Source organism: Labrys sp. 22185 (genome assembly GCF_052045555.1).
GTDB lineage: Bacteria > Pseudomonadota > Alphaproteobacteria > Rhizobiales > Labraceae > Labrys > Labrys neptuniae.
Genome location: NZ_JBQEPH010000084.1, coordinates 1 through 6,238 on the forward strand (window position 1 = coordinate 1; position 6,238 = coordinate 6,238).

5 protein-coding genes are annotated in these 6,238 nt (G+C 55.2%); 4 read left to right on the forward strand and 1 reads right to left on the reverse strand.

Features of this window, described 5'->3' with window-relative positions:
* The 4 genes from ACTJKX_RS37580 to ACTJKX_RS37595 form a co-directional block, all read left to right on the forward strand.
* A partial coding sequence (locus tag ACTJKX_RS37580; protein WP_440728408.1) for an IS630 family transposase occupies nt 1-595 on the forward strand: 595 nt, incomplete at its 5' end.
* A gap of 339 nt (nt 596-934) precedes the next feature.
* On the forward strand, nt 935-1,057 hold the full coding sequence (locus ACTJKX_RS37585) for a transposase (RefSeq protein WP_440728445.1): 123 nt from the start codon (nt 935-937) through the stop codon (nt 1,055-1,057).
* Nucleotides 1,058-1,967: 910 nt separating this feature from the next.
* Entirely contained in the window at nt 1,968-3,023 is a 1,056-nt protein-coding gene (locus ACTJKX_RS37590; RefSeq protein WP_440728442.1) for a glycosyltransferase family 61 protein, read from the forward strand.
* A gap of 7 nt (nt 3,024-3,030) precedes the next feature.
* A complete protein-coding gene (locus tag ACTJKX_RS37595) occupies nt 3,031-4,992 on the forward strand; it encodes a hypothetical protein (protein ID WP_440728443.1) in 1,962 nt (653 codons plus the stop codon).
* 102 nt (nt 4,993-5,094) lie between these two features.
* Here ACTJKX_RS37595 and ACTJKX_RS37600 read toward each other — a convergent pair.
* A protein-coding gene (locus ACTJKX_RS37600; RefSeq protein WP_440728444.1) for an IS630 family transposase occupies nt 5,095-6,152 on the reverse strand; the annotation gives its coding sequence in 2 pieces (ribosomal slippage) (nt 5,095-5,666 and nt 5,666-6,152; 1,059 coding nt in all).
* Nucleotides 6,153-6,238: the final 86 nt, after the last annotated feature.

The window sequence follows — 6,238 nt, forward strand, 5'->3', positions numbered from 1 at the left end:
ACATGCACTGGAGCAGGATCGGCCCGACATCCTGAAACGCCGCCAGGCTTGGTTCGACGGTCAACTCGATCTCGATCCGGCAAGGCTCGTGTTCATCGATGAGACGGGGCTGTCGACGAAGATGGCGCGCTTGCGTGGAAGAGCGCCCCGTGGTGAGCGTTGCCGGGCGGGCGTTCCCCACGGTCATTGGAAAACGACCACTTTCACCGGCGCCCTGCGGTTGACCGGGATGACCGCGCCCTTCGTCTATGACGGCGCCATGAACGGCAACGTATTCCTTGCCTATGTCGAGCAGGTCCTGGTCCTGACCCTTGAGCCCGGCGACGTTGTCGTGATGGACAACCTGCCGGCCCACAAGACCGCCGGCGTGCGTAATGCGATCGAGACGGCAGGTGCGAGCCTGCTCTATCTGCCGCCCTACAGCCCCGACTTCAACCCAATTGAAAATGCGTTCTCCAAACTCAAGGCGCTGCTACGGGCAAAGGCCGAAAGGACCATCGATGCCCTATGGGAGGCAGTCGGCTCGATCATCCACCTCTTCAGCCCAGCCGAATGCGCGAAATACTTCCAGGCAGCGGGCTATGAACCAACTTAAACAAGATACGCTCTAGTGCTTTTTCCAGAAGCTGTTGATGACTAGGTCGGACCCGACATCCAGTCTGCCTGATAGAAGCTTTTGTGGATGCGTTGATCTCGTCGCTGCTGGATTTTCCGGGAAATGGCAAAAGAGACGAGACGGCCTAGGTACGATCCGGCCGACCTGCTCAAACTCTACCTATACGGATATTCGAAGCGGGGTACGCGGCGTTCTCAGGCGACGGCCTTAAGGTCGGGGGTGGGGCCCTATAGGCCCAAGGCAGAAGATCGTGGCCGATGACGATCTTGGTGAGCACATCGGCAAGATAGGCTGACGCTGCGGCCTGGCGACATCGTCATCTTCAACAATCTCAGTATCCACAAAAGTGCCAAGGCCGAAGCTATTATCCGTGGGCGCGGGGCCTGGATATTGTTCCTGCCTCAATACTCGCCGGACCCGAATCCGATCGAAAATGCATAGCAGCGGAACCTCTGAAGGTGTGGTTCCGTTGAACCATACGTTGATCATAGGGCTTTGATTCTATTGGTCCAATGGATGGTGAGGCGCGATGCGCACATCCGATGGATGGATTTCTTGCCGGCAGACCGGTGCGGATAACTCGTGGCGGTGATCAGCGGTCTCATACAACGGGATTGTATCGATGGTGTCACTGGGCGTTGCCAGAGAAGATCCACAACCGCCACAGTGAACGTCAGGCTATTGTATATGTCCGGCAGTCGACAGTTCGGCAAGTCGAGTACAATCGTGAGTCAACGCGACTTCAATACGCCTTGGCGGATCGGGCGTTCCGACTAGTATGGCGTCGTGACCAGATCAATGGTGATCGACGACGATCTGGGCCGCTCGGGCGGCGTGCTCATCAGGCCACAGTACGGCACGCCTATCTCAAATCAAAAACACGAATGTAAATTCAAAGAAGTATTTTATATTTATTCAACAAAAATAATACATAATTTATAAATAAATGTTTACCAATTGTACCAATATAACCGATTTTAATAAAAAATAATTAAAATAGATGGCCTATATTTACAAAAAAATACTTGCAAATATCAATAAAATGAAATTGAATTCGCAATGAAACATTATTTAATTTTAATTCTACAATATTGGAGATTAATATATTTCCAAGAACATGAAAATCTGAATCGATGAGCAGCAGCCGGAACCCCGAGGGTGCCATGAATAGACCATGTCTCTTTGTGGAGCCGCGTTGCTTGCTGTTCGGTTAAACTTGGCTGTTTGTCCGGTAGCGTTATTAACACGGTTTCGCTTAGATGCCTAAAAGAAGAGAACGACTTCATGTGTAAAATGAATCGCACCGCCACCTGCGCTGCAAGTCGTTTGCGGCAACCTTTTGAGAGGCTGGATGGGCAAAGGTGAATCGACGATGCTTGGTGCCACCAAAATTTCGGAATTGCATGAATGTACTGGCGTTCTGTTCGGTGATCGTGTTCATCGTGGTTTGCCGCAGGTGGAATATCTATCGGAAGTGATCTACACCCCGTGCCGGCTGGACGGAAAATGGGGTATGTTCCACCGAGACGCCGTGCCTGTGAATGTGGCGATCGATTTCGCGGGTCAGAACGACGAGCTTATTCAGCAGATCCCGTTGCTCGATATCGAACCGGCGGCCGCACCTTATAGAGGCCGATCTGACCTCATCTACGGTGGACGGGCCAGCACTCATTACGGGCACTTCCTGTTCGAAACACTGCCTCGGCTTTGGCTAGTGGCACAGGAGGGGTTGCGCGGACGCAAGGTGCTCTTTCATTCTTGGTTCCCATTGGAAAGCTGGCACCGCTACCCATATCTTCTGCCATGCTTGCAGGCCCTCGGTATCAGCTATGGTGACATTGTCGTCGCGACAGAGCCTGAAGTGTTCCGGCATGTGCTCGTGCCACGACCGTCGATGCAAATCAATGGATGGATTTTCCCCGACGCTGCACGGCCTCTCATGGACACGGTTGGGCGGGAACTGCTGCGCGGCGTAGAGACCCAGCACACCAGCACGCCAGCCTACATTTCCAAGGCGCAGCTCAGGAATGTAGCATCTGGTATCCGCAACGAGGCTGAAATCGAACAGTACCTTAGGGCCGATGGCGTTGATATCGTCTACCCTGAGACAATGAGTCTGGCCGAACAAATCGCACTTTTTACCAACCGTAGAGTGATTATGGGAGCGCTGGGGTCAGCATTCCACACCTCTATGTTCGCTCAACCGTCGGCCCGAATGGTGGTCCTCTGTCCCAACAATGATGTGAATTCGAACTTCAAGCTGACCGATCGCGCAGGCGGCAATCAGGCCGAGTATTATCACTCACCCGATATCGTGTCTGTTGCGCGGACCTCAGAGAGCAATCACAACCAATATTGCGTGAACCCACGCGCAATGGCTTTAGCTTTGCTGCGGAAGGCAGGGTAGACAAAGCATGAAACCTTTCACTCCTTGCAACTCCACCGTGCTCTTGGCTGCATTCGTGCCGCTATTTGCGCAATTCAATGCCACTCTCGCTGATACACTGCCGCCCGACACGGACGTGCCCCCTTTGCAATATACTAGCCCGCTCTTTGTGACCCCGCAAGACTTCAGGACATTGGGTGCGGGTGGCGCGCCGCTGCCAGCTTCACAGAACCAGATCGACGTCGACGAAGGCACACTGCGCGGCTGGGGCTACATGGGAGACGGCTATCATCATCGACTCTTCGAGATCACCAACTTCAACGGCCTGAGTTCCGCGGGGTGGACGGTTGCGCAGTGGCGGGACAATGCTGGTTTGATCGCCAGTTCCGTGAATGATGAAATCGATGGCGTCGCTGTCAATTCTATTATCCAGAAGTATAACGGCCAAAGAATCTTCCTTCACTTCCCTAAGGGCCAGGCCTACTTCAGCAACCCCGTCGCGAGTTGCGGAACATCTGTTGTCTTCCAGGGTAGTGGTCAGAGCCAGACGACCCTGACCTTCGGTTCTGATCGCAACTGGAAAAACTCAACTAATACCGGCCCTCTCCTGGACAATGTTGGAAATCCGGTACGGGATAATTTCATCAACGGTTTCAATATATGCAGTTCGTCAGCGCTTGGTAACGTCACTAGCGAGGACCGCATCGAACTCCGTGACCTAAGCATCTCGCAAGTGAAGGTCGGCGGAAACCGGTATGGAATCTATGCCGTCTTCAGGCCGTCAAAGAACCTGAATATTCATAGTGTTACGTTTAATAATTTTAACAACTGCATGTATCTCGGCAATGCGGCAGGCTCACAGATCGAGGACACAACCTGCTTCAGCGGCGTTAAGTATTATGACGGCGCCGGAACTCCTATCGGCATGGCAGACCCGACAGTCGGAGACGGCATTGTCTTCGAAGGCGGTGGTATGTTCGTCAATCATGTCACGAATACCCTCGTCCAAAACTATCGGACTGGCTACACCATTCACGCTACCGGTATGCTGGAAGATGTCTCGCTTCTGAACAGCGCAGCTGGGGACGCCAAGCAGTGCATTAAGATTTACGCAGATAACAAGACCTATTCCCCACTCGAATACAACATCGACAATTTCTCGTGCAACGCAACCTCTGGCTTCGTGGACGCCCAGGCCGCTGGGCTACTAACGATCCGTGGGGGCGACTGGCTGGTAGCTAAGCCCTTCACTGGGGCTGGCGCTACTTGGACTGGGCGGAATCAGGATTTCTTCCGCTTCTGTCGCGTGACGGATGGCACGCTGGAACAGGCTTGGCTATCAAATGACAATAACTCCTTGCAGATCGGCAACTACGTTCATGTCTATGGCGAGGGAAGCCCTTGTGGCACTCAGGGCAGTGCAAGCGCTGTCCATATCCGCGATAATTACTTCTATCATGCCAATCTCCAATACAATAACCTGATCGCCGTCGAGAGCACCGCCGACAACGTCATCGTCCGTGACAATACCTTCGCTTCCTTATACGGAGCCGACGCACAGCTCCCCACCAACGCCTTTAGCTGGGGGCCAAGCGACGCAGGATCGGCCCTCTATCTCGGCCAACCGGGGGAGGTTGCCTTGGTCGACGGGGAGGCCATTTCTGTTCCAATTGGACGCGAGGTCACCGTCGCAACGGTGAAATTGGCGCCGGGCCGTTGGGAATGTGCCGCCGGCCTTGTCTCCACGTCACCAGACCGAGGCTCAGTTGCGGTGCTGCAAGGGGCCTTCAATACCACGAGCAATAAACTACCGGTAGCGCCTGGTTACGGTATGTCCCAAATCACAAGCGGCGGCGCACTTCGTGTTGGCCCTCAGGTTTTTGATCTAACGATGGCGCAGGAGGCCACGCCGATCTACCTAATCGGGGCGGCTCTCCATACCAACACCGTGAACCTGAATACGAACGGACAATGCGTGCGCCTACGCTGATACGCCCCGTCAACAGCGGATCTGGCATAAAGGGCATGCAAGCGATTTTTTTAAAGCATCACTGCGCTCTTGGAGAAATATAAAAGCTAATACCAACGGTCGTTAGTTTTGACCGACGTGCGCCCATTGGCGTGATCCAATTGAGGTTATGACGGCTGGTAGTGCGGTGAGCTTGTTCCAGGCGTCGCAGGCTGCATCGACGATGTCATCATAGCCTTCGAAGACACGGTTCGAGAGCCAGTTTGCCCGCAGATATTGCCAGATATTCTCGACCGGATTGAGCTCGGGCGAGCGCGAAGGCAGCAGGATCAAGGTGATGTTGCGTGGGACTTTGAGCTTGTCGGTGGTGTGCCAACCGGCCCGGTCGAGCAGCAGAGCGGCGTGGGCGTCGCTGGCGACCTTGCGGCTGATCTCGTCGAGATGGGCCTGCATGGCGTGGGTGTCGGCATAAGGCATGGCCAAGCCTGCACCGACGCCACGTGCGGGACAGACGGCACCGAACAGGTAGGCGCTCTGGCAGCGCTGGTCCGCCGGCTGGCGGGGACGTGTACCGCGCCTGGCCCATTGGCGCACAACGCCATTCTTCTGGCCAATGCGAGCTTCATCTTGGAACCAGATCTCGATCGGCTTGTGCCTGGGCAGATGCGCCTTCAGCGTGGCCGGGAAGTTTTTTTGAAAGCCGCAATCGTCTGCGCCTTCTGGCCGGGATGACGCGGGCGAGCGCTGATGTGAGAGAAGCCGAGCTGGTGCAGGATCCTACCCACGGTCCGTTCATGATAGACGACGCCGAAGCGTTCCTCGATCACCCGCTTGAGGTCAACCCGCCGCCAACGCACCACGCCGTCTTCGCCTTGATCCGGCCCAGTCTCGACGATCTGGGAAAGGGCCGTGAGCTGATCTGAGGTCAGAAGCGGCGCTGGCCCCTTCCACCAATTATCCTTCAACCCATCGGGCCCAAGCTCGTTGAAGCGATGAACCCAATCGCGCAGGGTCTGTCGGTCCATGCCGCCAATCCGCGCTGCCTCTTCCCGGCTTCGCCCCTCCATCACCGCGGCAAGCGACAACAGCCGACGGCTCTGGTTGGCGTGTTTGGAACTGGCTGCCAGCCGCCGAAGCTCGGCTGGCGTCAAATCGGTTCTCATCTTCACCGCTGATGGCATGCGCGATACCCCCCGCACCCCAGGGAATCAGATCAGGATGATTTGCGGAATCCCCCGTGAGTCAGAAATCCTGCCCGTTGGTATAA